The following is a 26,286-nucleotide window of genomic DNA, read 5'->3' on the forward strand; positions in this document are numbered from 1 at the left end:
TGGTAGCCATTGCAGCCGCCACCGCCGAACCGGTGCGGGAAGTCATACGCGGGACAGTTGCATGTAACCTGCCTGCCGTCCCAGTACGCTTTCCCGCATGAGTTTGTGTTTTCATGACCTTGCCTTACTGGAGATAAATCTCCGCAGTTAACGCCGCTATAAGCAGCAGGATCAGCACGGCCGCCGGGCGGATGCTGGCATAGAAGATTTGGTGGCGGGAGAAGTGCCGCCGGAGTCTGGTTTTCATGGGGAGAGGGCAAAAAAAACCGCCAATTTGGCGGCGGTATGAATCTCTAACTATCAGTGTTTTATGAGCTCTTTTTCTATATTTTCGGTGGGGATATTTGAGTGGCAGAGAGCAATATAATGATATTTTTCACCGAGAGTATACTTTTCAATAGGCATTCCCATACTTGAAATGCTGCCATTCTCACCACCGATATTTATCGTAAGATAATTTAAGTTTTCCTCAACGAAAAAAACCTCTACCTTGTCATGCGGTAAGAACGCTATAACTTTTTTGCTCATCTAATTAGTCCCTATTTTAACTGTCGTGACATGTCACAATAGTTATATCACTAGTTTCAACCCCTGCCACCCGTTTGTTACCCAGCACGCCGAGTCGCCGGCGCACGGACAGCTGATAACCGGTGCTTTGTCGCCACATTTGCCGCAGTTACCTACCATTTTTAGTAGGTCTTGCAGCTCTGCGTTATCCCTGCGGATCAGCATGGTCAAGTACTCGCTCAACTCATACGGTTCGCGACCGGGCCGCCGGGCGGCGCAGTTCTGCTCCAGCATTACTAGCTCCTGCTGGTCGAGTTGCAGCTCAATTTTCCGGGTGCCGCTGGCCGACTGGCGGGCGCGCTGTGCGGCTTTACGTTCTGCTGGGGATTTAGGCATCAGTCGTCATCCTCATCCCAATCGTCGTCATCATCGCCGCCGGACAGCAGCGGGTTCATGGCAAACTCGACCTGCTCGGCATAACCGTTACGACCAAGGTTGTGAAGCACCCCGTAAACCGAGAACATCTGCGTGCGTTCGGGGCCAACATCGATCGAGCAGGCGTGCTCATGGCATGCTGTAGCCAGCTGGGCGATTTGATCGAAAATCTGCTGTTTAGTTTGCATCACTACCTCCCGGAATTGGCGCAGCTGCCAACATGGCTTTATGCATGGCATCGTAACCGTCTTCCTCGATGCACTTGGCCGCGTCAATCATTTTCCTTGTCGCGTCAACCGGCACCAGCTTCCAACCATCCGGCGCGCTGGTCGCTGGCGCACCGTACAGAACCCGACGACCCCAGCCTTCATAGTTGACGCTGGCGTGATACTCACCTTCATCGACCTCTTCCCACTGCTGCCACTCTTCGCTGCCGTCGAGCTTACGTATCTGGTAAATTTTGCCGGGTGCGTTCTGTAGCGCCAGCACGATTTCTGCAAACGTTTCCTGCTCGGATACCGTAGCCCGGCAGTCTTCGTCATCAATCAACGCCTCCAGCCGCTCCCGGCTGAACTGCCCAATCATATTTTTCACTGCTTCACCTCTTTGCAGTAAGAGGCCGCCGGCGCGCGAGGGGAATCGTCGCTCCAGCTGCCGGTGTGCGAGCGAACATCCGCCAGCACCTGCTGGCAGACGGCCATAGACGGCATAGGTGTGATGCTCCAGGCGCTGCCGTCGCGCACCGGGGAGGCCAGAATCAGGTAAACAAAGGTGAGGGTGGTCATGCTGCCTCCTCCTTAATGAAAGCGATCCAGTGCGTGTTGGCGCGCTTGCCCGACGGGTGCCCAAAGGCCGGTTTCTCTGGCGTCAGAGCCAGAATTTCCCGCGTAGCAATCTGCGTTTCGTTCCACTTAAAGATGAGCGTACCGCCGGGGCGCAGCACTCGGAAGGCTTCGCGAAAACCAGCAGCGAGGTCGTCGCGCCAGGTGGCTTTGTTCAGCACGCCATATTTAGCGCGTAGCCAGCTTGTTTCACCGGCATACTCCAGATGCGGTGGGTCGAACACCACCAGGTTAAACGTCTCATGCTCAAACGGCAGGTCACGGAAGTCGGCGATCATGTCGGGGTCGATAACTAACCCGCGACCGTCGCATAAGATGTGCTGCTCTCGGCGTATGTCGCAGAACATTACACGGGGATCAGCGCGGTCGAACCAAAACATGCGGCTGCCGCAGCACATATCGAGGATGGTTTTCTGCATGGCTACGGCGTCCAGTAGGTAAGTTCTTCGGCTACGTGCCAGTTAGCATCGTATTGATCCTCAAAGGCAGGCTCACCGCTGCGCTGTCGCTCCTCAACGGTGATTGCAGCGTTGTGGCGACAGAACGCTTTCCACTCTTTTCGGCCACACTTCCAGCCGGTATGCCAGCCGAGGTCTTTCGTTTCGGTTCGCCAGGCGCGGTTGGCCAATTTCATTTGTGATTTAGGCATCCGGCACCTCCGCCGTGAACGCAGCTCGCACTTTCGGCTGATAGTAGTGATGGAAGGCGAATACCAGCCCAAGTTTGGTTGCCGCCTGGGTCCTCATGGAGAGCAGTCCGAGGTTCATGCAGATTGTGGTCGCCGTCCAGCCAGAGTGGTAGCCGGCGGCACGCTTCAGGACAGTTTCAGCCAGGATAGTGCGATAGTCAGTGCGGCCAAAATTACAGCCCCCAAACGCTGCGACAATCACTTCGTCGGTTAAGTGGGCATCAGGTGCGTTAGACATCTGGTACCTCCCCGGCGCGGATGCGGGCGGCGAAGTTAGCGGCTAAGTATGCGTAAGCATGATTTTTATTCTCACCGCTTTCTATGGCTTTTCTGGTCAAATGCTCAGCATACATGTCCACCCCCTGCGCCCGCACTTCGTTCAGGGTGGCTTCGGTGGCTGGGGTTTCTACGTTTGGCCGATACTCAGTGTCCGGGGTCTGCATCCACCCAACTACCCAGTCCTTGGTGTAATAGGTGCCGTCATTGGTGCTATAATCGTGGGAATATTTTTCCGGCAATGCTTTCAACGCGGCGAACTGACCATTTTTCAGCTTGGCAATAAACCACTCGCTTTCGTAAAACCCATGTGGGGGCCGACCGTCTTGTAGAGTACGCACTGAAGAATTTATCAGAGCCACATTATCCGCCGCCAGCGCCCGCACCTGCTCATTCAGCCGCGCCACCTCTGCATGCAGCCCTGCGTTGATTTCGCCGAGTTGTCCCAGCGTCAAGCCTTCGGTATTTTTGCTCATATCTCTCTCCTGCCGACCGTAGTCAGCCAGTGCCGACCGTAGTCAGCCAGTGCCGACCCGGTGGCCGGCAGTTGAATTTCGGTTACTCCGCCGCAGTCATTTCATCGGTGCGGATGTTGTAAATGTCGGTGGCCTTGTCCAGAAGGTCGGTGTTTGCAGCCAGTTTATGGGCGGCGTAACGGTAGGCCTTATCCAGATCAGCTGTGCTCTTTGCATTGCCTGCAGCCACGGTAAAATCGGCCAGCAGCTCATCCAGCGATCGGGATTCAAGAGGCGTTGATTCGGTGGTCGTGCCGACTACCTCGTTTTCGCTTGGCTTCTGGTTGATAAGGTTGTTGAGCTCCTGCCGGGTGCGGGCAGGTGTGACATCGCGCTCGGAACGCTGCTGGTCGAACTCGTCCGGGGTGTAGACGCCGAGAATGACGTCGGGGCAATACAGGCGCGCCCAGTACTTCACGGCCAGATATGCCAGTTGCTGCTTCGGTGCCGTTTTCCAGAGCGGGGAGTTACGGGTGGTGACGAACTCCATGTAAAGCCATTCGCCCCAGGTGATTTCCGTTTCACCGCGCAGCACTGCGCCCACACGAACGCACAGGCCTTTTTCACCACTCGCGTTTTTGTCTCCGGGCCGGAAGGTTTCCCAGCTGCCGCCGTACTCATACTTGAAGCGCCCCTGCACAGCGGTGGAGCTGGTGATCACCGCATTCACCAGCTGCGCCTCGTAACCCAGCGTGCCGTTGACCAGATGTGTTTTCTGCGCCACGGCGTAGGGATTCATTCCCCACTGAGCCGCCTGCAGCGCGATAGCCAGGCAATCAGCTGGCTTGCCAGACAGGTGTGCCGGAACGGTAGCTTTGCCCTGAGCCATGATTTCAGCAAATGCCTGCAGCTTCTGCAGGCCGGACGGGCTGAAGATGGCCGCTTTCGTGTCGGCTTCGCCCTGGCTGTGATGGGTGATCTCGGTGGTCATAATCAGTCCTTTTTCTTCGCCCAGGCGGGGCGGGTGATTTCTTCGATACCGCCCCAGCTGTCGCTGACCCGGCATTCGTGATAGGTGTTCAGGCTGCTGCGGAACAGCTCATAACCCGCGTCGGTATCTTCCGGTTTGATTTGGAAAGTGCGCACCGGGTAGCGACCGCAGTCGATGGTTTCGCTGACGCAGAGGAAAATAAACATCGGGTCTTCGCCGAAGTGCCGCAGGTATCCTTCGCGGTACATGGCATCCTGCATGTGATAGCGGAACTCTTCGATGTGGCGCGGGAAGCGATCCATGTCGGCCACTTTTTTCACGTCGACGATGATCGGCTGACCAGTCAGGAATTTGTCTGGCCGGATGCGGCACAGCTCTTCGGTTTCGGCATCCTTCCAGTAAATGGAACCTTCACAGTGGCCGTCTGCTTCCAGCAACCACCGGGCTGCCGGGTGCGCCAGCGCGCTCTCACGCATCAGCTTTAGCTTTCGATCCTGCTCGGCGTCCATCACCGTCATGCCGATGCCTTCACAGTCTTTCAGGAAACGCGCTTCATCCTCTTTCCCGGCGTTGGTGCGACGGTTGAATTCAGGCGCAACAATAAAGCGTTTATCGAACTCCAGCGGCTCAAGCAGCAGGCAGTGCAGGGCGGTGCCCATGTCCAGCGCTTTCAGCTTTTCGGTATCGACCGGGGCAGCTTTGCGCCATTTGAAGATCGCCGGGTTTGTGGCGATGTCGTCCAGCTGTGATTTACTGACGCCAGCGCCAGCGTGATAATCTTCGTTGCTGATATCCAGATACAGTCCGGGTTCCATCAGGCCACCTCACCTAAAAAATATTTATCGCTGTAAAGTTTCTCCGCCTGAGCCAGGCAGACCGTTTCGACGAATACCGCGTAGGCATCCTGTGCTTTGTCGGTGTGCAGACCAACGTCATAGGGGGACATGGCCAGGGAGGTGCGATAAAAGTCCATCGCGCACTCCGGGAACTGGCGGGCCAGCTGATCCGCTTTGTCGCAAATCCACTCTTTGCGCTTAGCATCGACTGCAGCGGCATCGTTGCGTAGCTGTTCCACGCGGTCAAAATTAAGGAATCGCCTCATGGCTGAATACTCCGGTTCAGAAACTCGATCAGTCGCTGCCACGGTGATTTCGGTGGCGGCGGCGAAAAGCTGGCGCCGGTCAGTATGTTGGCAGGGTGAAACTGGATAGATTTAAACGCGTCAAAGCCGGAGCCACCCACGCGGGCAGCCCCTGCAGTTGCTAATTGCATGGGTGTTTCCTCAGTTTGAATTAGTAGGTGATGCTGGCGTGCGGGATGCGGTTGTCTTTCAGGGCTGTCAGGGTGGCGATAGCCTGTTCACGGGTGAGGCCGGCATTCGACATCAGGGCGTTTACCACCGCAGTGCCGATCTGCTTACGGTGCGTTTCGTTCGCTGCACGCTCAGCTGCTTCATCGGCGATCCGCTTCTCTTCCGCCAGGCGGGCAGCTTCGGCCTGTTCAGCACGAAGACGTTCGGCGGCGATAGCTTCCTGCTTCTCACGCTCTGCCTGCTCACGCGCCTGCTGCGCCAGCAGGGCGGTACGCTCCAGCGCTTCGCGGGCTTCACGCTCTGCGCGTTCCTGAGCTGCCACACGGTCACGCTCGGCCTGCTCCTTCTGAGCTATTAACGCTGCCTCACGGTGGGCAGCTGCTTCACGCTCGATGCGCTGCGCCTCTTCGGCTTCCTTGCGGGCCTGCTCTGCTGCCTGACGCGCGATTTCCTGCTCATGGGCAACGCGCTGGCGCTCGGCCTCCGCTTTCTTCTCGGCTGCATCCCGGTCGAACTTATCGTTCAGCAGCAGGGCAATTTCGTGATCGGATTCGAAGCGCTCGGCAAGCGTCTTATCCCACGCCTCGTTATCGGCCAGAGCTTCGGTGTGCCAGTCCAGCATCTGCTGTTCAGCTTTAATGCGGTCCTGCTCTGCCTCCCAGTCAGTGACCGGCTTACGAACCTCTATCGTCAGCTCGTCCAGAGCCTCGCGAATTTTCCGGCGGCTGGCATCGACCAGGGCAGGGCGCTTTTTCATCTCAGCGACCAGGTTCTTCCCGGCATCGTCAATCGCAACCTTTGAGCTGCGAATGCTGGCCGCCAGACTGATGTAAACTTTCCGACCTTTAACCGTGTTCAGGTCGCCAACCACCGATTTTGATTTGGCGCGAATGCTCTCGATCAGCCGATCAACGTAATCGTCGCTGATGAATGCCGCTTCCAGCTCAGCCGGTGCCGATGGCAGGCTGTAAAGCGCTAACTCCGTGCTTTCTTCGCTCATTTCCTCTCCTTACTCAGGGCATAAAAAAGCCCTCCGGAGAGGGCGAATCACTTCACTCATGGATGACTAACATCGTCATGCCGTCACGTATAACGGCATTGCGGTGTCACTCAATGTCATGGACATACTCAAAATCACCACAAGAGCTGCCCCCGTCCGTCAAATCAGATAGCACCGGTGCTCTTACCAGAACCGCGTCCATGCCGCCCCAGTCTCGCCTCAACTTCCATGCCTGCGGCAGCGTTCTTCCCAGCGCTTCGAAAACTGCTGCACGCTCAGTATCAAATCCGGCTCGTGCGTCCATAACGAAATACTCAAATTCCTGCCCCATAAATCCCCCAATAAACACCCATCCCCACACCCAACCAAAACAGGCAGCTGATAACCAACATCGCCAGCCATACACGACCCCGATAGCTCATGGTGTGCCCCAATAAAAAAGGCCGCCTGAGCGACCTGATTGATGTATGTGCCGGGATATTTAGCCACGCCCGGCGCGTGGTTTCCCTGCTTTCCACAGACAAAGGAAACTGATAATTTGGTCATTCCACAGACAATTAGGAATTGCCATGTCAGAGAAAATTCGTATCCAGTTTTCCTGCCCGGATTGCGGCAGTGAATCGTTCGTATTTAGTGCCAAGCCGTACACGATGGACAATGTTGAATCCTGCGCCGATTGCAGCAGACCCATCAGCAAAGACGATATCATTGAGCACAGCAGGCAGGTGACTATTAAGCGCGCTGACGAGATTATCAGGGATACATTCAAAGGATTTAAGTAAACACCCCAGCTGCGACAGCTGACTCATTAACTCGGTGGTGTCCAATTCAATCGACACCACTAATTTTCCGGTTTCACTCATCAATCCCTCACTTAACAATGTGGGCTGCGCCTTTACGGCCAGTGCGATGCCCGGCTGCGAAAATCGCCACTTCGGGCAGGCACATTGCACCTTCCAGCACCGGTTTCCGTTTGAACTCATGGTTAAACAGGTAGGTGGCGCGGATGATCTGGTTTCGATACTCCTTCACCTGCTTAGCCGCTTTGGTTGCCACCGCATTAAGGGTTGATGGCGTGTAGTCAGCGCGCTTTAAGCTGAGCGTTACCCGGCTTGGAGTAGGGCGGTGCAATACTTCTGAGCTGATGCTGGCCTCACTCTGCAGATGAGCGCGACGCTCACGGCGGCGGCCAGCTGCGGAACCTGCAAATACCGTTCTGCGTGTCATAGATACCTCCTGAGTGAATTTTGGTGATGGCGGCCTGACCTATTTCAAGTCAGGCGCTCTCGCTAAGCTTCTCAGTCCAGCGGCATTACCCGGTCCTTGGCTCCACTTAGTCGCCATCCCAAAACTCACGCTTTGGTACTAATCTGGCTTTTCAGCCACGTAGGTGATCCATCACCGTTGTAGGTACTGCTGATCTCCGTTTCGTGTTGCTCCAGCTTCCTGCCGTAGAATCAAATTACAATAAAGTTTGTAATCAGTAAACAATTTATATTGTAATTTAATGCATGAATTACTCACTTGTTTGTTTTTAAAGGTGATTTATTTTTCCGCGAGCTTGAGCCTGGCACGTTTGTTAGTATGAATTTTCAACAAAGGAGTGGTTATGTCTACAGAATCAGATGAACTGTACGATGAGATGTGCAGGGTGGTAGGTGATATGATGTTCACGCTGCATGATTTTGGTGTGGAGTAGAAGCAGGTGGTGATAGCGGATGCATTACGAACGGCACTGGCTGGTAATAGCCCTGAGCATTCAGAGCTGTTGGTGAAACCGATGGAGGCTGCAGTTAAGATGCTGGATCAGTAGGCACAAAAAAGCCCGCGAATGACGCTGGCGGGCTCAAATTTAACGAGTTAAATTTTTTTAATTCTTTAAGAGCAATAGTAGAAGTTTATGCTTCACCACGCTCGATGCACTTGACTTTTTCATCATTCATTTTATAGAAAGGAACCCTAATAGGTGACAGGCCAGCTCGACTACAAGATGATTGTACGAATTCTCTCCAGTAAGGCCAGATGTGATAACCTACATTGTTTTGAGAAAATGCATCAAGTTGATCTTTTGTTACTTCATGTTTTGATAAATAACAAGCGTCAAATTCAGCCTCTATAACAACTAATGATTCGGAGCTTTCATTATCTTTATCTTCCTCCCGGATTAGCCTGATACCAAGAGCATATGTAAAGATGTAATGGTATCGTTTATTAGACCCATCCTCAGCTGATATCGCGATCTCTTCAATCTTCACCATTGAACGATAAGATTGTAGAATTTTCTTTATCTTGCTGATTGACATGAAATTTTCATCGGCATGAATTTTTAGCAATGCCTCACGCGTATGAACTTCAGATATATTAAGTAGCCGTTGGGCCTCTTTCAAATCTTCATTCATTAAGCTGCAACCTTCTGCCAGTGAGCTTTTTCAGTTTTATAAATCACGTTGGATTTTGTAACGACATCGGATGCAGTATCGCTCATAGTGTCTCGGTCATCCAAGGTAAAATATTCTTGCCAATCACAATTAAACAGCCTTGCGGACATATTGTCAGAGATAATATCTTCATTATTATCTTGAAAGTGTACAGCTGGTTTTATTCCAATTGCATGGCACACATCTGATAAAGTTCTCAAGGTCATGTTCTTGGAACCACTCAGAAGCTGAGAAACATATGCTTTAGTTTTTCCAAGTTTATCTGCAAGTTCTTTTTTCGAGATATCCTTATCTTCCATAATTATAAGGATATCTTCAGTAACATCGAACGTGAGCTCTTCGCCAGCAGCAACCCGAGCATGGTCATCCGTAGATGATTCAACTTCAGTAAAGTATAGGCTTTCATTTCTCATCGCCGTTTACCTCTATTCTTGTCCAATTAGCTTGAACGATTGTGGTGTCACTTTTAGATAACTTTCCGGTGTTTTTGTAAGTGTAGTGACTGATAAAAAATTTTCTTGGCTTCGTTTCCGAAAACCAACCATAAGCTCTGATCGGTATCTTTTTAAAAGCATAAAATTGCTTTGAAGGCCTGCCAGCTAAGCTTGGAAGGGGGCCTTCAGGAGGAAAAGAGTCTTTAGATAGTCTTGAACCATTCGATAGACGCTTAACCAGCGAATCCATCTGGTGCTTAATCGACTCTCTCCTAGAGACCTTTACACTGTTTAGAGATTCAGTAAAAGTATCCCAAGCCCCAAGGCAGTGAACAATTGTTAGCTTTTGACCAGTAATCTCGTTAGGGCAAACTACATCCTCAGTAGATGGCTCCAATCTTCACCTCGGCGGTTAATATATATGTTAACTTAATCATGTCAAGACGCAAGTTGCATCCAAAGTCAAAAGCACGTTATGCACAAACCAACTGCCACAAAAAGCTCATTTTATACGCTAAACCAGCCTCAGCTTAGTTTCAATCGCCACACCAATAATCTTGCAGTTACCGTTGATCGGCACCATAGGCCACTGCGGGTTTAGCCCGCGCAGGTACTTCTGGCTGCCGTCGATCACCAGCTTCTTAAACGTGGCTTCGTTGTCATCGATCAGCTTCGCAACCACCAGGCTGCCGTTCACCGGCTCACGTCCCGTATCGAAAAGCACGAAAGTGCCTTCCGGGATGCTGAGACCGACTGGCGAGGTCATCGATTCACCATCTACCAGCAGCCAGAAAGCTTCACCTTGCGTGTGAGCGTCGGACTCAAGCCATAAATCAATATCTTTTAGCGTGTAGGGTTCACATGCTTCAGCCCATGACCCAGCTTGAACGCGACTGATTACCGGGTATTTGTTGCCTGGGGTGTAAGGGCGATAACCCCCAACGTTATCGCCAATGATGGCTTCTTTCCCGTCGAGTAACCAGTCGATATCGCAACCCAATACCTTGGCCAGTTCCGGCAGGTAGCGTGGGCGTTTGGTTTTACCGCTCTCAAGCTGGACAATCGCCTGCTGCGTCGTCCCTGTTCTCTCTGCCAGTTCTGTCTGGGTTAAACCCAGCTCAGTTCTCTTGGCTAACACACGGGCTGCTATCGTCATTTCTCACCTCATTTACTGAGATGTTTACAAGAAAAGCTGTATTTGACAAACAAACTAAATTGTATTTAAAATACAAGAAAGTTTGTCAAGGAGGCTATATGCAAACTATCTCTGACCGCCTGAAACAGAAGCGTTCCGAACTGAATCTAACTCAGTCGGAGCTCGCAACCAGAGCTGGGGTGAAACAGCAGTCAATTCAGCAGATTGAAGCAGGCATTACCAAACGCCCACGCTTCCTGTTTGAGATCGCCAAAGCTCTTCACTGTGATCCTGTCTGGCTGCAATACGGCAGCGGCAGTACACACGCCGCATAATCAACACCCGCTCTCTAAAACGGCACCCGCCTACGTCGCTGAAAAGCGAATTTCATAAAAAACCATTACTAAACGTGGCACTCGCTACGGCTTTGTCACGTCTAAATAACTAATCAATAAGGACAAGTGTTAACTATGGAAACTGCAAACAACAGCAAGTTGATTAACCAGGTGGAAACCGAACTGCGTTCACGCCTGACCCACAAAGGGCAGCGCGTTCTGGCCGCTGAAGCTGGCTGGCACGAATCGAAGGTTAGCCGCCTGAACCTGCGAGATATGGCGACGGTTTTCGTGCTGCTGGAGAAGGTGTGGGAGACCAGCCTGATCGCCGAAGTGGCCCGCCAGGCGGTTGAGGCGGTAATGACCAAAGAAAAGGCCCCGAGCTGCGCGAACAGCTTCGAGGCCTGATTGCGAAAAGACTGGATCAATTCACAGGGGTAATTATGACAACGCTTTCCCAGCGGTACAAGCAAAAAGACAAAATCGGCAGCGACATGACCACCAAAAAAACCTACATGGTGCCGATTGGTGAGATTTTCCTGGAAGAGGGCAGCAACATCCGTTCCGTTGACCAGGAGCACGCAGAATACATGCGTGACTGCTGGATTGACGGGTCTGATTTGCCGCCGCTGTCGGTTGAAGTGACGGAGAAGGGCATCAAGGTGATCGACGGCCAGCACCGCTTTATCGGCGCGCAGCTGGCTATCGCTATGGGGCACAGCATCCCGCGTATCGAGTGCAAAGACTTCGTGGGTACCGAGCTGGATAAGCTGGCCCACATGGCGAAATCGTCACAGGGTAAGCCGATCACGCCAATTCAGCGCGCCGGCGCATACAACCGTGCCCGCAACCAGGGGCACACCTCAGCGGAAATCGCTAAGGCGTTCGGACGTTCGGTTGCTGATGTTGAATCGCACCTGCAGCTGCTGTCGTCTGGAGAGGTGTTGATCGGCATGGTTGAGTCTGGCGAAGTGGCCGCAAGTACCGCCGTCGCGCTGTCGCGTGAGCACGGTCCCAAAGCTGCCTCAGTGGCTGCAGAGGGGCTGGCAAAAGCCAAAGCTGCCGGCAAGTCGAAGCTGACCAAATCCGCGGCCATGCAGCAGTTCAGCGCCCGTAAAGCTCGGCGTCTGGTGGAGTTGCTGGTTGACTCGGAATTTCACCGTGATGGCGATGGCGATCATCTGCTGCTGTACATGGATACTTCTGAAGAAATAAACAGCATTCTCGCTGAATACCGTTCTGGCATCAGCACCAATGCAGACGGGGGAGAATCATGAACCTCGCCTATGACAACGTAACACCCTTAAGGCCCGATCTCCGGGCCGTGGAGCAACGCGTGGCCGATACCGATGATGGTTTCATGCGCGTAGCCAATGAGCTTACAGACAGCATCCTGATGGCGGATTTAACCATCCGCCAGATGAAAATAATGCTGGCTGTCATGCGTAAAACCTACGGATTTAACAAGCCAATGGATCGCATTACAAACACGCAGATAGCGGCGATGACAGGGATTCATCACACTCACGTTTGCTCGGCTAAGCGCCAGCTTATCGACCGGGGGCTTTTGGTGAGCAACGGGTCGAAAATTGGCATCAATAAACACGTCTCAATGTGGGATGAAAAGGAGGTTAGCCAAATTAGCGAAACATTAGCTGAACCAGCTAAACAAACATTAGCCAGGTCAGCTAATACCCATTCGCCAAAACAGCTAAACACAAAAGACAATATTCAAAAGACAAAAGACAATACTGATCCCCCCTTAATCCCCCCGGGGGAGAAACCCAAAAAATTCGACCCTCTCGAAGTCGCTATCCCTGTGTGGCTCGACAGCAGTGCCTGGTCAGAATGGGTCCAGTACCGGCAGCAGTCCAAAAAGCCAATCAAAACGGCGATGACGGTCACCAAAGCCTTCAACCTGCTGAAAGAGTGCTTCGACGAGGGCCACGACCCCGCCGACGTGATCAACACCAGCATCGCGAACAGCTACCAGGGGTTGTTCAAGCCGAAGGGCCTGCCCAAAAGACCACGTCCTGATCAGGACTCACCGCACTGGAACAGCCGAGAAGGCTGGAAGGATTTCTTATGACCCTGCAACTGGTGAACGCGATTAACAACCGCGATGGCGCTGCTATGGCGCGCATGGCTGGAGACCGGTACGAGCCGGAGAAGGTGCTCAGTAGCGAGGCGGAGGCGCTGGTAGACTCGCTTTTTCGTCAGCTGAAGCAAATCTTCCCCGCGGCCGTAAGCACCAGCCTGAAAAACGAGGCCGACGAGAAGACTACGAAGCGCCAGTGGATCGCCGCCTTCGCTGAAAACGGCATCAAAACCCGTGAGCAGCTGTCGGCCGGCGTGCGCCATGCCCGCGCCAGTAACTCCGACTTCTGGCCGTCGCCGGGTAAGTTCATCTCCTGGTGCAAAGACAGCGCTACCGTGCTGGGCGTTACAGTCCGGGACGTGATGGACGAGTTTCACCGGTACAGCCGTGAGAAGGGCTATCACGCTGGCGGTGCTGAGCAGTTCCCCTGGAAGAAACCCGTTTTGTACTGGATTGTCTGCGAAGTGCGCCGGGCGATGTACCAGCGCCAGCTCAGCGAGGCCGAGGTGGAGAAGTACGCCGCTAAGCAGCTCGATGACTGGTCACGGAAAGTGTCCGCTGGCGAAAGCATTCCCGATCCGATTGTCAGCCTGGAGGTGAAGCGCGACGTGATGCCAGTAACCAGCCACCCGTCGAAAGACGACTGCAAAATGCACTGGATGCCAAATGCTGCGGTGCTTGGATCAGTAACTCCGGCCATGTGGCTTTACGAAGAATACAAGCGCCGCAAGGCCGTGGGGTTGGCATGAGCATCGAGTGGAGTGACTTCCGGATCATGGTCAAGTCGATGGCCGATGATTTCGGCGTGACGCTAAACAGTATCGCAAAGCACGTCGGAGTGTCGCGGCAAAAGCTGAACCAGATAATGCAGGCTGGGCCATCTGAAGAGCAGCGCGAGCTCATAGCGGAGGCGCTTGGTTGCGCTGGTTGCGACCTGGTGGAGATACAGCGCCAGATGGGGGAATTAAGTGCCCTGGAGGATAGGACGAAATCATGACAGCCTGCCCGCCAGTAATAACCCTCTCTCCGACAGTCACGATCACCCGTACCGAGTTTCGCGGCCTATGCGACGCCCAGCTGCTGCTGGACGGTGCATGTCGTGAACAGTTGCAGGTCGTCCTGCAGCTGGGGAACAAACGCACCAGAGACGCGGTGAGCCAGTTGGCTGAGTCACTGCAGATCATCGAAAACCATCTGAGGACCACTACAGGAGGCTGAATGGAAATAACCATGGTCAAAAACGCCGGCGGTGTTTTTGTTCCGATGTTCGATCACGATTTACCCCGCCTGACGAAGTTCAAAAACGGCGAAGCCTACACCGCCGATTTCAAACTGACCCGTAATCCCGCTTTCCACCGCAAGATGTTCGCATTCTTCAAGTTCTGCTTTGAGCACTGGGCAGCCGATCGCGCCGGGCTTGAGCACGCCGACGAGGCCACGCAGTTCGACCGTTTCCGCAAAGACCTGACGATACTGGCCGGGTTTTATGAGCAAACGGTGAGGCTTAACGGCGACATCCGTACCGAGGCAAAGAGCCTGGCCTACGGCAGCATGGAACCTGACGAATTTGAGCGCTGCTACAGCGCAATGATCAACGCTGCGATCAAACACATCTTTGGCGGTACGCGGGACCAGAACACTCTCAACCAGCTGTATTCGTATTTTTAGGAGCCTGGCATGAGCAAATTATTCATAGCTATCGTCAATTCGATGACCGATGGAGAGTGGCTGACCTCTGCCCAAATCGCGAAGCGGGTAGGGTACAAAGCCCCGTCTGTGCGCAGCATGATTGTCCGGCTGATCGCCGACGGCGCGCTGCTGCGAAAAGAGGACCCGGAAAACCCGGGTGGCGTGGTTTACCGAAAGGCACGCGCGCCGATTGGATTTGGCATCAGCCGCAACCTGGCCGATTTCCAGTCACTGGTTCAGCAGGTGCGGCCATGAGGTCAGGATTCCAGCAGTGCCTCGACCACGCCATGATCCGCTCTACCAGCCGCAGCCGGCGCAAACCCAAACCCCAGCCCACCGCCAGCCAGATACCGACGTTTGACTATGTGCACGGCCTGCTGCAGGCGAAGTGGAACCGTATGCGGAGAACGCGATGACAAAGGCGACAAAGCCGAAACCGCCGAAGCCGAAGAAATGCCGAGTATGTCCCGAGAAGTTCCTCCCCCGTAACACCCTGCAAACCGTCTGTTCCCCCCAATGCGGCGCCAAGCTGGCCAGGCAGCAAACCGACCGCAAAAAAAAGGGAGAGGAAAAAGCCGCACGCGCGGCGTGGAACAAACGCAAAGCAGACGTCAAGCCGTTAAGCCACTGGATGAGCATGACCCAGCGGGCGTTTAACGACTTCATCAGGGCTCGGGACGGCAATATCTGCATCAGCTGCGGCAGCAGATCGGCAATCACCTACCACGCCGGCCACTACCGGACGACGGCAGCGGCATCACAGCACCGGTTCAACGAGGACAACTGCAACAGCCAGTGTTCGGCCTGCAATATCCACCACTCCGGCAACATCGGTCCATACCGCATCAGCCTGATAGCGAAAATCGGCCTCCAGCGCGTCACAGCGCTCGAAACAGACAACAACCTTCACCGTTACACCCGCGAAGAGCTCGACGCCATCAGGGCGCGTTACAGGGCGAAATTACGGGTGCTGATAAAAAAACAGGAGCATGCAGCATGAGCAACAAAAACCACGCAACAGGATCGCTGGTGCAACTCCGTGACCTGATTCGTGCCAGGCATGCCGAATGGTCACAAAAGACTTTCGGCGATGTAGGGCCGATTGGACCATTAAAACACCTGTCAGCAGAAGCGCTGGAGGCAGCTGAAAAAGTTGATGACCTGTCTGAATGGGCAGACATGCAGTTTCTGCTGTGGGATGCGCAGCGTCGCGCCGGAATCAGTGATGGAGAAATCATCTCGGCGATGGAAGAAAAACTAAAGGTAAACATGGCGCGTAACTGGCCTGAGCCGAAGGATGGCGAGCCGAGAATGCATATCAAGGACGAGGCTGAATGATGGCTGACTATCTTCGGCAGAAGTGGCGTTACCTGCGGATGTTCCGCGCGCGCCGCATGTTCGAGATCAACTACCGCATATTGCGGAACACCGAAAAACTTATGGGGGTAAAACATGCCGGTACGTGAACTGAATCTGACGAAAGACCAGCACGACTGGCTGAATAACTGGCTGGAGCTATGGGGCGCGTGGGTGTACAGCGGCAGGCTGGAAAAGCGAATGAGCAGCATGATCGCTCAGTGGATGGAGAGCGTCGAACCTTCCCGGGTAATGTCCCGCCCGATGTGCAATGACGATGACGGAATGTTGATTTCTCAGGTCGTGGATTCCGTCATGTGCATTGACCAGCGGGCTTTCGGTATTCTGCTCAGCTACTACTCTCACGGATCATCTAAGCGAGCCATTGCATCGTACTACCATGCCACTGCAAAACCCCGCAAGTTCGTCTGTGGCCGCAAGGGGGAGGGATGGCGCAAGCCATCAGAGGAGACCTGTCGAAAGGAAGTGGCGCAGATCATCAATGCCAGCCTGTACTTACTCTATTCCCCACTCAAAAATGCGCTTAATAGCCGCAAACGTGTCGAGAAGATTAGGCATGTTGCGTGATTTTGCGTGAAAGTGCTTGACGTCTATATACCCATTTACCCATAATAAGTAGGTAAGCTGCCGTAAGTGTTCTTAGTGAATGCCACGGCAGCTTTTTTATTGGCATCATCGGAACGAAAGCCGCTAATCGGTCATGAGGTGCATCGGCTCGGAATGCACGAAAGCGCGGCATCCGGCAAAATGAATTACGGTGGCAGCGCCGAAAAAGTCTGCCAGTTCGTAAAACACATCAGTGTGCGCATCCGAACCATGCTGGCTGGAAGGTCAGCACACCACACCACATTTCAAGCCCTGGCTAACCGCCGGGGCTTTTTCATTTCCCCCTTACCCATCCACACACAACACCGATCCGGAAACGGAGGTGAGAGATATGCGTATGCCCTATAAACAGGATTTCCTTGCCGCGCTACTGGCGGCAAAAGAGCAGGGAATCGGCGCAATACTGGCGTTCGTGATGGCTTGGCTGCGGGGTCGCTACAATGGCGGCCCACTGGTGAAGACACTCATTGACGGCGTGATGTGCGCGATGATTGCCTGGTTCGTCCGTGACCTTCTGGATTTCGTCGGGCTGAACACCAACCTTGCCTACATCGCCAGCGTGTTCATTGGCTACGTGGGGACAGACTCCATCGGCGCACTGATTAAGCGTGTTGTTGCCAAAAAAGCTGGGGTGGAAGATGCAAATCAGCAGTAACGGCGTAATCCGCCTCAAAGGAGAAGAGGGTGAAGAGCTCACCGGTTACTTGGACTCCCGCGGCATCCCTACAGTAGGCGTAGGCCACACCGGGAAGGTTGATGGCAAGCCCGTTGTGCTGGGGATGAGGATCAGCCAGGTCAAATCTACCGAGCTGCTGCTGCAGGATATCCAGTGGGTGGAAAAAGCCATCAATGGCTCTGTGAAAGTGCCACTCACTCAGAACCAGTATGACGCGCTGTGCAGTCTGGTTTTCAACATCGGCGGCCCGGCGTTTGCCGGTTCGACAGTGCTTCGGCTGCTCAATGGCAAAAACTACACTGGTGCGGCAGACGCATTCCTGATGTGGAAGAAGGCCGGTAAAGACCCGGACATTCTCCTTTCCCGGAGGCGGCGCGAACGTGCGCTGTTCCTGTCGTGAAATTCGACTGGCGCACGATGGTGTGGGGTGTGTTGTTGGTCATGGCGATCGTCGGCGCGAAGCTGGCCAGTTACTACCACAGCCAATACCAGGCTGCCGATAAACGCGCTGATGATGCCGAGCTGCTGGCAACCCAGCGGCAGCAGACCATCGACGACATGCAGGTGCGCCAGCGCGATGTTGCTGCACTGGACGCCAAATACACCGGAGAACTGGCCGATGCCAAAGCTAAGCTTGATGATCTGCAGCAGTGTGTTCGCTCTGGCAAGTGTGGGCTGCACGTCAACGCCACCTGCTCAAAGGGTGGCACCGCCACCGCCAGCAGCGTGGGCGATGCTACCAGCCCCCGACTTACTGAGTCCGCTGAACGGAATTATTTCACCCTCAGAGAGCGGATCAGCACCATCACAGGACAGGTGAGCTACCTGCAGCAGTACATCAGGGAGCAGTGTTCTAAATGATTTCTTCTGACACATCCACAGATCGAGGAAGTTAAAAGTAAAGAAAATCTTCATGAATCCGATAACTTTTACTCAAACGAAGAGGAGGATTTATGAAGTTAATAGGGTATACAGTTCTTGTTACATTCGATCTTAGCTACGCCAATTCAAGTGATTACCGCTATGTGAACTCTTATCTTTCCGATAATGGTTTTGAGCAGCTATCTCATAAAAATCATAAGCTGCCGAGTAACACCTATCTCGGGACTGAGACTGAGAAGGTTGGGGCCTACGAGTCGGTAGCTATCGGAGCTGAGCGTGTCAAAAATCGTGTTTATAGAGCAATTAAAAATGCCATGAACGGTGGTGGATTGAACTCAGTTGTTTTTGTTATGGTTTCCCCTGAGGCAGAAACGTTTTACTCATGCTCAAGGCCTATTGACTTTTAAATTACATTCGATTGAAAGATTGACTGACTGAGCTCTCAAGCCGCCCTAACCGGGCGGTTTTTTATTGCTATCACAATGCCTGGCGCGCCGGGTATCGTAATGACAGTAAACCCACTCCCCGAGGTACCCCATGGAAATCACTACCGAGCAGAGCAACCAGCTTGAGCTGCTGCAGACGCTGAACTATGACACCGCTGCGGCTAAAGTTGCTGTGGCCTTTATCAAGGACGACGCGTTTAAGCATCGCCTGTTCATCAACCAGTTCAACCGCACTTACTCTGAAACTGACTTCGTGGCACGCGCCACCAAAGCAGTGCAGGAGTCAGTCGAAGCGATCACCGTGCTGAACGAGACAACTGCCACAGCCACCGCCGAGAAATAACCACCTCCCTGAAGCGTCGGCCGTCGCTGTCCCGTAGTGTTAGCCATGAACGTGTCCACTCCTGCACGCCAGCGCACAGCGGGAACCAATAACGCCATTGCCGTGTTACTCCTGACGCCAATCAGGGGCGCTCACTCATGGTCGCCAGTCGCTGCGATGGTAGATGAAAGCGATTTTACAAAGTTCTGCAAATGGTGTCAGTAAAGCGCCATTGACAGAGTTTTGTGTAAGTTTCGGTAGGTGGCGGTTAACTTCAACGTCGGTGATATATCAACGAAACCAGCAGGAAATTCTGTTATGAGCAAATCAGAAGCGGAATTCGCGCGCCCGGCACCACCAGGCAGCCTGCTTAACGAGTTCCACCCCCACACACGACTGATCCCCGCTCCTGAAATCGGTGAATGGGTTCGCGACCGCATCCTCTCCAATGACGGACACCTGCATAATCCTGATCACGGCCACCTGATAGACGCTGATCTGCGCTTTATGTGGGCCTCCAGCGCGTTCACGAAAAAGGGCCGCACGGTGCTGGGCCAGGCCGAGGAAGTCGCCATGCGCGCCGGTGGCTGGCAGAAAGCTCGGATGGAGCAGCAGATGCATGAGTGGTTCGGTGAAGTGCCGAAGTTCATCATCACGCTGGCTGCCGATTTCTGCGCACAGTGCACGGATTTGGAGTTCTGCGCACTGGTCGAGCACGAGCTGTACCACATCGCCCAGGAGACCGATGAGTTTGGCGCGCCAGCGTTCACACGCGATGGTCAGCCAAAGCTGAAGATGCGCGGGCATGACGTGGAAGAGTTTGTGGGCGTGGTGCGGCGCTATGGTGCCAGCAACGAAGTGCAACAGCTGATCGACGCCGCAGCAGAGCGGCCGGAGGTAGCGAAATTAAACATAGCCAGGGCATGCGGAACATGCCTCATGAAACTGGCGTGATTACCTGGACTGACCTGGACGGATGGTGAATTATGGCGGCGCTAAAAAATGACGTAAAAGCGTACATAGTTCAATCGCTTGCGTGCTTCGACAGCCCCTCTCAGGTGGTTGAGGCTGTCCAGGTAGAATTTAAGGTGAAGATCACCCGCCAGCAGGTCGAATCTTACGACCCGACGAAGGCCAGCGGCAAAGCGCTCGCGGCGCGGTGGGTCGACATGTTCAACGCCACCCGCGCCCGTTTCCAGACCGAAATAGCCGACATCCCGATCGCCAATAAGGCGTACCGGCTACGCGTGCTCGATCGCATGGCGACGAGGGCGGAGGGGATGAAGAATCTCGCGATGACCGCCCAGCTGATGGAGCAGGCGGCCAAAGAGGTGGGCGACGCCTATACCAATAAGCAGAAGGTGGAGCATACCGGCGCGAACGGCGGCCCGATCGAATCTGCCACGCTGACAAAGGACGAATACAAGAAGGCTCGACAGGAGATGCTGGAGGATGACGACTGTTGAGCAGCGGAACTTTGCCCGCAAGATAGAGTGCGAAGAAGACGGGCTTTATTACTCCCGCTACTTCTTCAAACAGCGCACCGGCGGCAAGATGATCATCGCGCCGCACCACCTGGCGATACAGGCCGCGCTCGATCGGGTTATCAGCGGCGAGATAACGCGCCTGGTGATCAACGTTCCGCCCGGCTACACCAAAACTGAACTGGCCACCATCAACATGATGGGGCGCGGGCTGGCGCTGAACCGGCGGGCGCGCTTCATGCACCTGTCCTACTCGCACAACCTGGCGCTGCTGAACTCCTCCACCGCGCGCGGCATGATCAAGTCGAAGCTCTATCAGGCGATGTGGCCTATGGAGCTGCGCGACGATGCCGACAGTAAGGCGATGTGGTGGAACGAACACGGCGGCGGCGTGTACGCCTCGTCAGCTGCAGGGCAGGTTACCGGCTTTCGTGCAGGGCATATGGAGCCGGGCTGGCAGGGCGCGCTGATCATCGATGACCCGGTTAAGCCGGACGACGCTTACAGCGAGGTCGTGCGCGGCGGGGTGAACGACCGCTTTAACGAAACCATTAAATCGCGCCTTGCCGTCGAAACGACGCCGATGATCGTGATTATGCAGCGCATCCACTACAGCGACCTCAGTGGATACCTGCTGCGCGGCGGCAGCGGCGAGAAGTGGCACCACCTCAACCTGCCGGTCATCATCGATAACAGCATCAGCTATGCCGAGACCTACCCGGAGAACACCCACGCCATCCCGATTGACCACGGTCTGCCTGACGGCTGGCTGTGGCCGTTCAAGCATAACGAAACGCACCGCGTCGCCCTGTTCTCGCACCGGCGCACCGCCGAAGCGCAGTACATGCAAAAGCCACGTCGCTTCAATGCAGAGGGTGCGCTGTGGACAGAGGCGCTTATCGCTGCATCTCACCAGCTGCAGATAAGGCAGGAAAAGGTAAGAACGGTCGTGGCTGTCGATCCGCAGGCTACCAACAGCGACGAGAGTGACGAATCCGGCATAGTGGCCGCCAGTGTCTATGGTGCCGGTGACCGCAAGCAGTTCTCGGTGGATGGTGACTACAGCGGCAAATACTCGCCTGCAGGCTGGGCGAAAAAGGCCATGTTCGCTTACGACCACCACCAGGCCGATGCCATCGTGATCGAAACCAACCAGGGTGGCGATATGGCCGAGGAAACGCTCCGTAATGCCGGGTTCAAAGGGCGGATCATCAGGGTTCATGCCAGTAAGGGCAAATATGCTCGAGCTGAGCCGATATCCGCGCTTTACGAACAGGGGCGAGTGGCTAACCACGGCAATCTGTATGTGCTGGAAAATCAGCTGATGGAATACGTTCCGGCCACCGCCAAAAAGTCACCTGACCGGCTCGATGCGATGGTGTATGCGCTGACCGAATTAAGTGGTGCCTCTACCGGGGCAATTTTCTTCTAAGGAGCACCAGTGAGTGAATTAATGCCGCGGGAGAATTTTCTCGTTAACGCCCTGGCTGCTACCGTCGGCCGCCTGCGCTCGATGTATGCCGGGGTAAACGGCAACACGAAGCGCACGAAGCTGTGGGACGAGTTCGGCTACCCGGATCAGGTTGGCTTCGAGCAGTACTACCGGGCCTATGAACGCAACGCCGTGGCGCACGCCGCGGTGCATAAGCTGCTGGACAGCTGCTGGGTCGATAACCCAACGATCATCGACGGCGACCAGGCAAGGGAGGCGACCAAAACCACGCCGTGGGAGAAGCAGGTCACCCGGCTGCTGAAAAAGCACTGGCCGAAAATCAAGGATGCCGATCGGCGTAACCTGATTGGCCGTTACTCTGCGCTGCTGATCCAGTTTAAGGACGGTCGGGAGTGGCATCTGCCCGTTGACCGCACGCTGGTGGGGCAGCTGAAAGAACAGTCCATCGTGAAGCTGATCCCCGCATGGGAGTCGCAGGTTAAACCGGGTAACTTCGACACCGACACGATGTCGGAGACTTACGGCCAGCCGGTGAGTTTCAACTTCAACGAGCAGCCCGTCGGCGACGATGGTACTTACGGGCCGGTGCGTGGCGTTACCGTTCACCCTGAGCGGATCATCATTCTGAGCGAAGGCTCGGAAGACGAGAATATGCTGTCAGGCGTGCCGTTCCTGCGCGCTGGCTATAACAAGCTGCTCGACCTGGAGAAAGTTTCCGGCGGCAGCGCGGAGGGCTTCCTGAAGAATGCCAGCCGCCAGCTGGGTATCGCGTTTGAAAAAGAAACTGATATGCAGGTGCTGCAGGACCAGGCCGAAAAGGCAGGCTTTAAAGACGTAGGCGAGGCGCTGAATGAGAAGATTTCTCGAATGAACCGCGGTACTGATGCAGCGATTGTCATGCAGGCCGGCTCGCCATCGGTGCTGTCAGTTGCTGCTGCCGATCCGGCACCGACCTGGACAGTGACTGCCAACGAGTTCGCCGCCTCAATTCAATGCCCGTTCACCATTCAGTTCGGTCAGCAGACCGGCCGCCTGGCCTCTGATGAGGATAAGACGGACTGGGCTAAGCGCTGCAACGGCCGCCGCTGGGGGTTTATGTCAGCGGTGGTCACCGCAGTGCTGGAGCGATTCTGGATGATGGGGGCCATTGAGCCGCCTGCTTCCGGCGAGGTCACGTTGGCCTGGTCTGACTTACTGGCCCCAAGCGAGAAAGAGAAGATCGCCAATATGCAGGCAATGGCCGATGTAGCACAGAAAACGCAGCAGGCCTTCGGCACGGCTGCCATTGAGGCCAATGAGGTGCGAGCTGTTGGCGAAATGGAGCCCATTAAAGAGCCGAAGCAGCCAGACCCCAGCGCTAAGCCACCCGGTAAGGACCCGCTAAATGATGACAGCGACGACGAGGATCGGGACGCCAATAGTACCGCGTAACAAAGCCGACCCCACGCAGTCAGCGCGCCAGGTAGGCCGCATGTTCCGCGATATCGACGAGCGTTACCTCGCTATCAAGCGGGCGCTGCGGGTGCTGTTTGATCAGCGTCTGACGGGCGTAACGCGTGAGACCAACGGGCAGCAGAGCTTTATGGCCTGCAATAACGCCGACGAACCTGCAACGCTCTACCAGGTCAATGCCGGGACGTTTATCTACGATATGACGGCGGCGCAGCTGGCCGACCTGCTGCAGCGCGTGCAGGTGATACTCGATGACGCGCTGCTGGAAGGTGGCAGTCAGAATCTGTGGGCGCTGGGTTACGTTGCTGCAGAGTACGAGCGCGGCACGCATCAGGCGTTCACTAACCTGTCGGTACAGTCCCCGGTCTACGCCCAGCAAACTACGCTGGCGCAGCTGCTGAGCAGCCCGGCCTACCAGAACCAGATCGCCGCCGCATATGTCTCGACCTATAGCGACTGGAAGGGCATCAGCGATGCCGCACGTGCCGATCTGGCCAACGTGATCTCCGATTCGATTGGCCGCGGCGTCAACCCACGTGAGACGGCCGGCATCATCAGTAAACGCCTTGACGTGTCGATGGCTCAAGCGAAGAACATCGCTCAGACCGAGCAGGTCGGGGCGCTGCGTAAGGCTCAATGGCTGGAAACCGACTGGGCGCGTGAGCGGCTGGGGCTGAATACCCGGCTGCTGTGGCTTTCAGCGCTCAAGGCAACGACCCGCAGCTGGCACGCGGCGCGGCACGGTCGCACCTACACCACCGAAGAGGTCGAAACATTCTACGCAGAGCGCGGCAACCGCTATCACTGTTACTGCAGCCAGATACCTTGCCTGGTGGATGATGACGGCAAGGTGGTGAATGAGGGATTAGTTCAACGACTGAGAGAGGAGCGCCAGCAATGGCAGAAGGCAGCTTGAAACGAGCGGCAATGACCGGAACAGCAAAAGTGACAATTGTTCTGGAATCAAGGCTCGGCGTAAAAACATTTGAAACGACTGTGCCGCTGGATGCTGTCGGCACCGATGAACAGTTCAACCAGGCGCTTCAGAAAGCCAGCAACAACATCGTCGCGAATCACTATCGCAAAGAAGGTCAGGCTTCATAACGAGGACACAGCATGAAACGCAATCGCGTTAACGTGCTGACCGTCGTCAACTCCGCTTCAAAAATCACCACTGAAACTATCGACGGCAAGCCACATATCGTGGTTCGCGGCGTCACGCCCGTTGTCGACGATATCGTGATGAACCGGAAGTTGTACCCGGCAGCAGAGATCGGCAAGGCCTTTAACACCCTTGAGCGTAACCCGATGCCGTTCGGTCACCCGAAGGTAGACGGCAAGCACGTTTCGGCGCGCGACGTCCGTGCGGTGAACAACTATCACGTTGGTGCCTGGCTGCAGAACGTCAGCCACAACGACGGCAAAGTGACCGGCGATATGTATGTCGATCGCCAGTACGCCGAAGGCAGTGAGAAGGGCAAGCGCCTGGTAAACCGCCTGGACGAGATGGCAGCCGGCAGCAACGCCGAGCCGATCCACATATCCACCGGGCTGCTCTATTCCGGCATCGCCGCCAACGGCGAGTCGAAGGGCAAAAAGTACAACGAAATCGCCACCAACATGCTCTTTGACCACGTCGCCATCCTGCTGGACGAGCCGGGTGCCGGTACGCCGGCGGAAGGTGTCGGCATCTTCGTTAACGCCGAAGGTGACGATCAGGAAATCGAGCTGGCCAGCCTGGCCGAGGCCGCTGACTGCACCCGCGAAGGGCTGTTGAACAAAACGCGGTTCTTCTTCACCAACGCTTCCAATTTTTCATTCGACGACATCCAGCGTGCCATCAGCGACAAGCTGCGCGAAGGCCGCTCAGATGATAAGTGGCTGTGGCCGGAGAGCGTCTGGCCGGACAGCTTCATCTATCGGAATGACACCCGCTATTTCAAGCAGAAATACCTGATCGGCGATGACGGTAAGGCCGTCTTTGTCGGTGAGCCTGTAGAAGTCGTGCGCAAACCCACTGAGTACGAAATTAAAACCAACGGAGAAGAGAATCCGATGAAAGACCTGATCGTAAACGCGCTCCAGGCGGCGGGTAAGCCTACCGAAGGCAAAACCGATGCTGAGCTGATGGACGCATACAACCAGCTGGCGGCCGAGAAGGCTGCCGGGAATGGTGAAACCCCTGAGCAGAAGGCAGCCCGTGAAAAGGCCGAGAAGGAAGAGCGTGAACGGGCCAGCAACAGCGCTGAAGCTCCCGCTTGGTTCAAGCCCTTTGCCGAAAAACTGACCACCATCGAGAGCGGTCTGGCGGTTAATGCCGACAAAGAAAAGGGCGAGAAACGTGCCGCCGTTAAGTCCAAATTCGGCCTCGACGATCTGGCCGTGAATGCGCTCGACGGTGCTGCCCTCGACGGCCTGTTTGCTCAGTGCCAGACCTCCTTTGGCCTGAATGGCGCGTACCGCCAGCAGTCCACCACCAATTCATTCAGTGACATGCCGGAGTAAGTCATGGCTAAAGACGGAAAGCACGTAATTCACGCGGGCGGCATCTTCGCTAACCCGCAGCTTCACCGCGAGGGCGCGGCGGCGGCTGACCTGCTGCCCGGTACCGTGGGCACCTTCGTAAACGGCAAGTTCACCGCTGCAACCGATGGCAAGGCCGCAGCCATCCACTACGTGGCGAACTATGACTACCTGCGCTGCAAAACGGTCGATGACACGATCGCCGCCGGCGACTGGGTGGTTGGCTTCCACCCGACTCCGGGCGTGTTCCTAAACCTGCGTGCTGCTGCCGGCACCTACGGGAAAGGTGACCCGGTAGCCATCGCCAATGGCCGCATCAAGCCGGCCACCACCACCGGCGACACGCCAGATACTGTGTTCGCCTATGTCGAAGAAGATAAAGACCTGACAGCCGCAGCTGGCGATCTGGTTCGCGTCGTGTTCAAGTAAG

The 26,286-nt window shown here is 55.0% G+C and carries 46 protein-coding genes and 1 pseudogene; 27 read left to right on the top strand and 20 right to left on the bottom strand.

Annotated elements, in window-relative coordinates:
* Nucleotides 1-300: 300 nt before the first annotated feature.
* The 16 genes from ASF13_RS22560 to ASF13_RS22635 form a co-directional block, all read right to left on the bottom strand.
* A complete protein-coding gene (locus ASF13_RS22560; protein ID WP_056242198.1) occupies nucleotides 301-528 on the bottom strand; it encodes a hypothetical protein in 228 nt (75 codons plus the stop codon).
* Nucleotides 529-570: 42 nt separating this feature from the next.
* Nucleotides 571-903, bottom strand: a complete 333-nt coding sequence (locus tag ASF13_RS22565) for a hypothetical protein (RefSeq protein ID WP_056242200.1) — start codon at nucleotides 901-903, stop codon at nucleotides 571-573.
* A complete protein-coding gene (locus ASF13_RS22570) occupies nucleotides 903-1,130 on the bottom strand; it encodes a hypothetical protein (protein ID WP_056242205.1) in 228 nt (75 codons plus the stop codon). The genes ASF13_RS22565 and ASF13_RS22570 overlap by 1 nt, the downstream gene beginning before the upstream one ends.
* On the bottom strand, nucleotides 1,120-1,536 hold the full coding sequence (locus ASF13_RS22575; RefSeq protein WP_156365644.1) for a hypothetical protein: 417 nt from the start codon (nucleotides 1,534-1,536) through the stop codon (nucleotides 1,120-1,122). The genes ASF13_RS22570 and ASF13_RS22575 overlap by 11 nt, the downstream gene beginning before the upstream one ends.
* A complete protein-coding gene (locus tag ASF13_RS22580; RefSeq protein ID WP_056242211.1) occupies nucleotides 1,533-1,727 on the bottom strand; it encodes a hypothetical protein in 195 nt (64 codons plus the stop codon). Before ASF13_RS22580 ends, ASF13_RS22575 begins: the two co-directional genes overlap by 4 nt.
* Entirely contained in the window at nucleotides 1,724-2,203 is a 480-nt protein-coding gene (locus ASF13_RS22585; protein WP_056242215.1) for a class I SAM-dependent methyltransferase, read from the bottom strand. Before ASF13_RS22585 ends, ASF13_RS22580 begins: the two co-directional genes overlap by 4 nt.
* Before the next feature lie 2 nt (nucleotides 2,204-2,205).
* Entirely contained in the window at nucleotides 2,206-2,433 is a 228-nt protein-coding gene (locus ASF13_RS22590) for a hypothetical protein (protein ID WP_056242217.1), read from the bottom strand.
* Nucleotides 2,426-2,710: a hypothetical protein gene (locus ASF13_RS22595; protein WP_056242221.1), complete on the bottom strand. Its 285-nt coding sequence runs from the start codon at nucleotides 2,708-2,710 to the stop codon at nucleotides 2,426-2,428. Before ASF13_RS22595 ends, ASF13_RS22590 begins: the two co-directional genes overlap by 8 nt.
* On the bottom strand, nucleotides 2,703-3,224 hold the full coding sequence (locus tag ASF13_RS22600; RefSeq protein WP_056242224.1) for a hypothetical protein: 522 nt from the start codon (nucleotides 3,222-3,224) through the stop codon (nucleotides 2,703-2,705). The genes ASF13_RS22595 and ASF13_RS22600 overlap by 8 nt, the downstream gene beginning before the upstream one ends.
* An 82-nt stretch (nucleotides 3,225-3,306) precedes the next feature.
* A complete protein-coding gene (locus ASF13_RS22605; RefSeq protein ID WP_056242227.1) occupies nucleotides 3,307-4,194 on the bottom strand; it encodes a RecT family recombinase in 888 nt (295 codons plus the stop codon).
* A gap of 2 nt (nucleotides 4,195-4,196) precedes the next feature.
* Nucleotides 4,197-5,009 carry a PD-(D/E)XK nuclease-like domain-containing protein gene (locus ASF13_RS22610; RefSeq protein WP_056242230.1) on the bottom strand — a complete coding sequence of 271 codons (813 nt, stop codon included), beginning with the start codon at nucleotides 5,007-5,009 and terminating at the stop codon, nucleotides 4,197-4,199.
* Nucleotides 5,009-5,296, bottom strand: coding sequence for a host nuclease inhibitor GamL (gamL, locus tag ASF13_RS22615; RefSeq protein WP_056242233.1), 288 nt, complete (start codon nucleotides 5,294-5,296; stop codon nucleotides 5,009-5,011). The genes ASF13_RS22610 and gamL overlap by 1 nt, the downstream gene beginning before the upstream one ends.
* The gene (locus tag ASF13_RS24820; RefSeq protein ID WP_200929803.1) at nucleotides 5,293-5,466 is read right to left on the bottom strand and encodes a hypothetical protein; all 174 of its coding nucleotides are present in this window, start codon (nucleotides 5,464-5,466) and stop codon (nucleotides 5,293-5,295) included. Before ASF13_RS24820 ends, gamL begins: the two co-directional genes overlap by 4 nt.
* Nucleotides 5,467-5,486: 20 nt before the next feature.
* A complete protein-coding gene (locus ASF13_RS22620) occupies nucleotides 5,487-6,506 on the bottom strand; it encodes a hypothetical protein (RefSeq protein WP_235515100.1) in 1,020 nt (339 codons plus the stop codon).
* A 572-nt stretch (nucleotides 6,507-7,078) separates the two neighbouring features.
* Complete coding sequence (locus tag ASF13_RS24575; protein ID WP_156365645.1) at nucleotides 7,079-7,369, bottom strand: hypothetical protein; 291 nt, start codon at nucleotides 7,367-7,369, stop codon at nucleotides 7,079-7,081.
* Between the two features lie 7 nt (nucleotides 7,370-7,376).
* Nucleotides 7,377-7,733: a hypothetical protein gene (locus ASF13_RS22635; protein ID WP_056242243.1), complete on the bottom strand. Its 357-nt coding sequence runs from the start codon at nucleotides 7,731-7,733 to the stop codon at nucleotides 7,377-7,379.
* A gap of 382 nt (nucleotides 7,734-8,115) precedes the next feature.
* Here ASF13_RS22635 and ASF13_RS22640 point away from each other — a divergent pair.
* Nucleotides 8,116-8,319: pseudogene (locus ASF13_RS22640) on the top strand (DUF2767 family protein).
* Between the two features lie 85 nt (nucleotides 8,320-8,404).
* On the opposite strand, the gene ASF13_RS22645 reads toward ASF13_RS22640, so the two are convergent.
* From ASF13_RS22645 to ASF13_RS22655, 4 genes are all read right to left on the bottom strand, one after another.
* A complete protein-coding gene (locus ASF13_RS22645; RefSeq protein WP_056242246.1) occupies nucleotides 8,405-8,905 on the bottom strand; it encodes a hypothetical protein in 501 nt (166 codons plus the stop codon).
* Nucleotides 8,905-9,357, bottom strand: coding sequence for a helix-turn-helix transcriptional regulator (locus ASF13_RS22650; RefSeq protein WP_056242249.1), 453 nt, complete (start codon nucleotides 9,355-9,357; stop codon nucleotides 8,905-8,907). Before ASF13_RS22650 ends, ASF13_RS22645 begins: the two co-directional genes overlap by 1 nt.
* Entirely contained in the window at nucleotides 9,347-9,775 is a 429-nt protein-coding gene (locus ASF13_RS24580; protein WP_156365646.1) for a hypothetical protein, read from the bottom strand. The genes ASF13_RS22650 and ASF13_RS24580 overlap by 11 nt, the downstream gene beginning before the upstream one ends.
* A 117-nt stretch (nucleotides 9,776-9,892) precedes the next feature.
* Nucleotides 9,893-10,534, bottom strand: a complete 642-nt coding sequence (locus ASF13_RS22655; protein WP_056242252.1) for a LexA family transcriptional regulator — start codon at nucleotides 10,532-10,534, stop codon at nucleotides 9,893-9,895.
* Between the two features lie 98 nt (nucleotides 10,535-10,632).
* Between ASF13_RS22655 and ASF13_RS22660 the strand changes: the two genes are divergently transcribed.
* From ASF13_RS22660 to ASF13_RS22775, 26 genes are all read left to right on the top strand, one after another.
* A complete protein-coding gene (locus ASF13_RS22660) occupies nucleotides 10,633-10,848 on the top strand; it encodes a helix-turn-helix domain-containing protein (RefSeq protein ID WP_056242255.1) in 216 nt (71 codons plus the stop codon).
* Nucleotides 10,849-10,983: 135 nt separating this feature from the next.
* Entirely contained in the window at nucleotides 10,984-11,256 is a 273-nt protein-coding gene (locus ASF13_RS22665; RefSeq protein WP_056242257.1) for a CII family transcriptional regulator, read from the top strand.
* Nucleotides 11,257-11,291: 35 nt separating this feature from the next.
* Nucleotides 11,292-12,125, top strand: coding sequence for a DNA-binding protein (locus tag ASF13_RS22670; RefSeq protein WP_056242260.1), 834 nt, complete (start codon nucleotides 11,292-11,294; stop codon nucleotides 12,123-12,125).
* Nucleotides 12,122-12,937, top strand: coding sequence for a replication protein (locus ASF13_RS22675; RefSeq protein WP_072166479.1), 816 nt, complete (start codon nucleotides 12,122-12,124; stop codon nucleotides 12,935-12,937). Before ASF13_RS22670 ends, ASF13_RS22675 begins: the two co-directional genes overlap by 4 nt.
* Nucleotides 12,934-13,695: a replication protein P gene (locus ASF13_RS22680; protein WP_056242263.1), complete on the top strand. Its 762-nt coding sequence runs from the start codon at nucleotides 12,934-12,936 to the stop codon at nucleotides 13,693-13,695. Before ASF13_RS22675 ends, ASF13_RS22680 begins: the two co-directional genes overlap by 4 nt.
* Entirely contained in the window at nucleotides 13,692-13,943 is a 252-nt protein-coding gene (locus tag ASF13_RS22685; RefSeq protein ID WP_056242267.1) for a helix-turn-helix transcriptional regulator, read from the top strand. Before ASF13_RS22680 ends, ASF13_RS22685 begins: the two co-directional genes overlap by 4 nt.
* Nucleotides 13,944-14,164: 221 nt before the next feature.
* Nucleotides 14,165-14,614 (top strand): DUF1367 family protein, encoded by a 450-nt coding sequence (locus tag ASF13_RS22695; protein WP_056242274.1) that lies wholly within the window; start codon nucleotides 14,165-14,167, stop codon nucleotides 14,612-14,614.
* Nucleotides 14,615-14,623: 9 nt separating this feature from the next.
* Nucleotides 14,624-14,890: a hypothetical protein gene (locus ASF13_RS22700; RefSeq protein WP_156365647.1), complete on the top strand. Its 267-nt coding sequence runs from the start codon at nucleotides 14,624-14,626 to the stop codon at nucleotides 14,888-14,890.
* On the top strand, nucleotides 14,887-15,051 hold the full coding sequence (locus ASF13_RS24585) for a NinE family protein (protein ID WP_156365648.1): 165 nt from the start codon (nucleotides 14,887-14,889) through the stop codon (nucleotides 15,049-15,051). The genes ASF13_RS22700 and ASF13_RS24585 overlap by 4 nt, the downstream gene beginning before the upstream one ends.
* Entirely contained in the window at nucleotides 15,048-15,635 is a 588-nt protein-coding gene (locus ASF13_RS22705; RefSeq protein ID WP_056242280.1) for a recombination protein NinG, read from the top strand. The genes ASF13_RS24585 and ASF13_RS22705 overlap by 4 nt, the downstream gene beginning before the upstream one ends.
* Nucleotides 15,632-15,973 (top strand): dATP/dGTP pyrophosphohydrolase domain-containing protein, encoded by a 342-nt coding sequence (locus ASF13_RS22710; RefSeq protein WP_056242283.1) that lies wholly within the window; start codon nucleotides 15,632-15,634, stop codon nucleotides 15,971-15,973. Before ASF13_RS22705 ends, ASF13_RS22710 begins: the two co-directional genes overlap by 4 nt.
* Nucleotides 15,970-16,101, top strand: a complete 132-nt coding sequence (locus ASF13_RS25220; RefSeq protein ID WP_255354478.1) for a hypothetical protein — start codon at nucleotides 15,970-15,972, stop codon at nucleotides 16,099-16,101. The genes ASF13_RS22710 and ASF13_RS25220 overlap by 4 nt, the downstream gene beginning before the upstream one ends.
* Entirely contained in the window at nucleotides 16,088-16,579 is a 492-nt protein-coding gene (locus ASF13_RS22715) for an antiterminator Q family protein (RefSeq protein WP_056242288.1), read from the top strand. The genes ASF13_RS25220 and ASF13_RS22715 overlap by 14 nt, the downstream gene beginning before the upstream one ends.
* A 370-nt stretch (nucleotides 16,580-16,949) precedes the next feature.
* Nucleotides 16,950-17,273 (top strand): phage holin, lambda family, encoded by a 324-nt coding sequence (locus ASF13_RS22720; protein WP_056242291.1) that lies wholly within the window; start codon nucleotides 16,950-16,952, stop codon nucleotides 17,271-17,273.
* Complete coding sequence (locus tag ASF13_RS22725; protein WP_056242294.1) at nucleotides 17,257-17,694, top strand: lysozyme; 438 nt, start codon at nucleotides 17,257-17,259, stop codon at nucleotides 17,692-17,694. Before ASF13_RS22720 ends, ASF13_RS22725 begins: the two co-directional genes overlap by 17 nt.
* 237 nt (nucleotides 17,695-17,931) lie before the next feature.
* Nucleotides 17,932-18,114, top strand: a complete 183-nt coding sequence (locus tag ASF13_RS25420; RefSeq protein ID WP_369814413.1) for a lysis system o-spanin lipoprotein Rz1 — start codon at nucleotides 17,932-17,934, stop codon at nucleotides 18,112-18,114.
* Nucleotides 18,115-18,247: 133 nt separating this feature from the next.
* The gene (locus tag ASF13_RS22735) at nucleotides 18,248-18,583 is read left to right on the top strand and encodes a hypothetical protein (RefSeq protein ID WP_056242297.1); all 336 of its coding nucleotides are present in this window, start codon (nucleotides 18,248-18,250) and stop codon (nucleotides 18,581-18,583) included.
* Between the two features lie 130 nt (nucleotides 18,584-18,713).
* On the top strand, nucleotides 18,714-18,965 hold the full coding sequence (locus ASF13_RS22740; protein ID WP_056242300.1) for a DUF2560 family protein: 252 nt from the start codon (nucleotides 18,714-18,716) through the stop codon (nucleotides 18,963-18,965).
* A 297-nt stretch (nucleotides 18,966-19,262) separates the two neighbouring features.
* Complete coding sequence (locus ASF13_RS22745) at nucleotides 19,263-19,898, top strand: putative metallopeptidase (RefSeq protein WP_056242303.1); 636 nt, start codon at nucleotides 19,263-19,265, stop codon at nucleotides 19,896-19,898.
* Between the two features lie 32 nt (nucleotides 19,899-19,930).
* Nucleotides 19,931-20,410, top strand: a complete 480-nt coding sequence (locus ASF13_RS22750) for a DUF2280 domain-containing protein (protein WP_056242306.1) — start codon at nucleotides 19,931-19,933, stop codon at nucleotides 20,408-20,410.
* Nucleotides 20,397-21,860 carry a DNA-packaging protein gene (locus ASF13_RS22755; RefSeq protein WP_056242309.1) on the top strand — a complete coding sequence of 488 codons (1,464 nt, stop codon included), beginning with the start codon at nucleotides 20,397-20,399 and terminating at the stop codon, nucleotides 21,858-21,860. The genes ASF13_RS22750 and ASF13_RS22755 overlap by 14 nt, the downstream gene beginning before the upstream one ends.
* 21 nt (nucleotides 21,861-21,881) lie before the next feature.
* Complete coding sequence (locus ASF13_RS22760; protein WP_056242313.1) at nucleotides 21,882-23,312, top strand: DUF1073 domain-containing protein; 1,431 nt, start codon at nucleotides 21,882-21,884, stop codon at nucleotides 23,310-23,312.
* Nucleotides 23,269-24,249 carry a phage minor head protein gene (locus ASF13_RS22765; protein WP_072166484.1) on the top strand — a complete coding sequence of 327 codons (981 nt, stop codon included), beginning with the start codon at nucleotides 23,269-23,271 and terminating at the stop codon, nucleotides 24,247-24,249. Before ASF13_RS22760 ends, ASF13_RS22765 begins: the two co-directional genes overlap by 44 nt.
* Entirely contained in the window at nucleotides 24,231-24,437 is a 207-nt protein-coding gene (locus ASF13_RS24590; protein ID WP_156365649.1) for a hypothetical protein, read from the top strand. The genes ASF13_RS22765 and ASF13_RS24590 overlap by 19 nt, the downstream gene beginning before the upstream one ends.
* Before the next feature lie 12 nt (nucleotides 24,438-24,449).
* The gene (locus ASF13_RS22770) at nucleotides 24,450-25,838 is read left to right on the top strand and encodes a hypothetical protein (protein ID WP_056242319.1); all 1,389 of its coding nucleotides are present in this window, start codon (nucleotides 24,450-24,452) and stop codon (nucleotides 25,836-25,838) included.
* 3 nt (nucleotides 25,839-25,841) lie between these two features.
* On the top strand, nucleotides 25,842-26,285 hold the full coding sequence (locus tag ASF13_RS22775) for a hypothetical protein (protein WP_056242322.1): 444 nt from the start codon (nucleotides 25,842-25,844) through the stop codon (nucleotides 26,283-26,285).
* Nucleotide 26,286 lies beyond the last annotated feature (1 nt).

The organism is Erwinia sp. Leaf53, from assembly GCF_001422605.1.
Taxonomy (GTDB): Bacteria; Pseudomonadota; Gammaproteobacteria; order Enterobacterales; family Enterobacteriaceae; genus Erwinia.